Annotated in this window: 2 protein-coding genes; both read right to left on the bottom strand. The window is 39.7% G+C overall.

Annotated features, from left to right (window positions below; genetic code table 11):
- Positions 1-178: 178 nt before the first annotated feature.
- Entirely contained in the window at positions 179-760 is a 582-nt protein-coding gene (locus F0249_RS19790; RefSeq protein ID WP_171757618.1) for a DUF5677 domain-containing protein, read from the bottom strand.
- A gap of 704 nt (positions 761-1,464) precedes the next feature.
- Positions 1,465-1,743, bottom strand: coding sequence for a hypothetical protein (locus F0249_RS19785; protein ID WP_171757617.1), 279 nt, complete (start codon positions 1,741-1,743; stop codon positions 1,465-1,467).
- Positions 1,744-1,924: the final 181 nt, after the last annotated feature.

The following is a 1,924-nucleotide window of genomic DNA, read 5'->3' as shown; positions in this document are numbered from 1 at the left end:
ATGCGTTAACACTATCCCAAAATAAACAAAAGGCTCTGAAATGTGGGAGCAGAAACTTCTACGCTTATATTTGACAAAGGGGGTCATATCAACGCCGCGTTAAGGCGTGACGATGCGCTTGCCATACTGTGAGCGAAGCGAAACCGGCAAGCGTTGAGGATCGCTCTTAAACGCTTTGTTATAAATCCAATTTCACGAAACCTAAAGCTTCCTGAACTTCTAGCACAGTATTTTGAGCTTTTCTGTCATTGCTAATTAACGCTAGCTCACTGGAAACCAACAAACCATAGTTATTTGTTAACCTTTTCACATCTTCAATAAACGGTTCATCAAAGTTTGAACCGATTGTTTCGTCAGATATTCTACGTGAAATTTGCCCTGCCCCGGAGTGTGTTAATCCATTTAAAGTTCGCCATAAATGTTTCTTGGCTGTTGATAGACCCTTGCCTTTTTTCTCTTCGATTTCACTTACCAGTGCCCCAAATGGTTTTTCAAATTTGTCTCTTCTAAGTCGATCAATATCTTTTGCATCTGAGCAGTAGTAAAACCACAAACCTTTTACATAACTTTCAAAAAGACACCTTAATAGAGCACTTGCTGAACTATAAAGCTGAAGTTCAAGTAACGTTAAAATTGAGCGGTAATGTTCCATGCATATTGAATAATACGAGCTTGCAATCATGACCTTGTCGGTACGTGGTAGCTCAATATGGTTTAGCGCTTCCTCTAGTTGAAGCAAATTATTCTTCGATTTTTTCATAACTTCACTCGGATTTATAACGCCCAATTAAGGTGCGACAACGCTATAAAACCCAAACTAAACCATTGCACCGTAAACACAAATTTCAAACCGGAGTGAAATCGCCAAGCGTTAGGAGTCACTCTTAAATTGTTTGTTATATTGCCCGCACGACAGAGCCAAGTTTAGCGCCAAGATGCTGAATTAATTACAAATCTACTGGCTTTGAACTCAGAAGTAAAATGGACAGCTCGAAACTCAATCATAGACAACAAAACGCACTTGACTAAGAAGCGAAATTAACTGGAATTGGAGTCATTCGAAGAGCCAGAATAGCAAAGAATTCGAGCGAGTAACCTGACAGCAAAGTGCGCTGAAGCCACGATTTTCAATGAAGTTCCCACCAAAAAGAAACCGCGCAAAATGAACTAGAGCCAACAAAACTTACTAACGAGGAGACTTGCGTGACGTTGCAGCTAATTAACAGTCAAACTTTCTACGTGCGATGGTCATTTTGATGGCATTTTTCACGAAAAGAACAGGTGTGTAGTTCGGACGCAGAACAAAGATAAACGGATAATTTAACCCCTTGAATCTTATGCAATATAACGCCCAATTAAGGTGCGACAACGCTATAACACCCAAGCTAAACCATTGCACCGTAAACACTAAATTCAAACCGGAGTGAAATCGCCAAGCGTTAGGAGTCACTCTTAAATTGTTTGTTATGTGACATTTCTGCGCTGTGACTCTTTTTGATATTTTGACTCTCGATGCAACCAAATCCCCCAATACACAAAGAACATGAAAGCCGAGAAAACAAAATAATTAAGAACTTGTTCGCTTAAGTATTCAAAAAGAGTTTCCGCCGATGATGATGAGTACTGAAGAAGTACATTGAATATGATGTAGAACGTAGTTATCAAGAAGCAACTTTTGAAGATCCAAGCAAGAAAACCCTGCTCTCTTACTTTTTGCCAGTGTTCAAACATTTGATTTTTCATACAACACCTTATTTACCAATAACATAGTTATAAACTCCCTAACATTACGGATCTATCGACTTTCTCAGCTGGTCACATAACGCCCAATTAAGGTGCGACAACGCTGTAACACCCAAGCTAAGCCACTGCACCGTAAACACAAAATTCAAATCGGAGTGAAATCGGCAAGCGTTGGGAGTCA

Origin of the sequence: Vibrio sp. 03-59-1 (genome assembly GCF_013114135.1) — a bacterium.
GTDB classification, from domain to species: domain Bacteria; phylum Pseudomonadota; class Gammaproteobacteria; order Enterobacterales; family Vibrionaceae; genus Vibrio; species Vibrio cortegadensis.
This window is presented reverse-complemented; position numbering and strand designations above follow the sequence as displayed.

Excerpts from the sequence above, each read along its gene's own strand:
- F0249_RS19785 (WP_171757617.1), bottom strand. The coding sequence starts at position 1,743 with ATGAAAAATCAAATGTTTGAACACTGGCAAAAAGTAAGAGAGCAGGGT.
- F0249_RS19790 (WP_171757618.1), bottom strand. The coding sequence starts at position 760 with ATGAAAAAATCGAAGAATAATTTGCTTCAACTAGAGGAAGCGCTAAAC.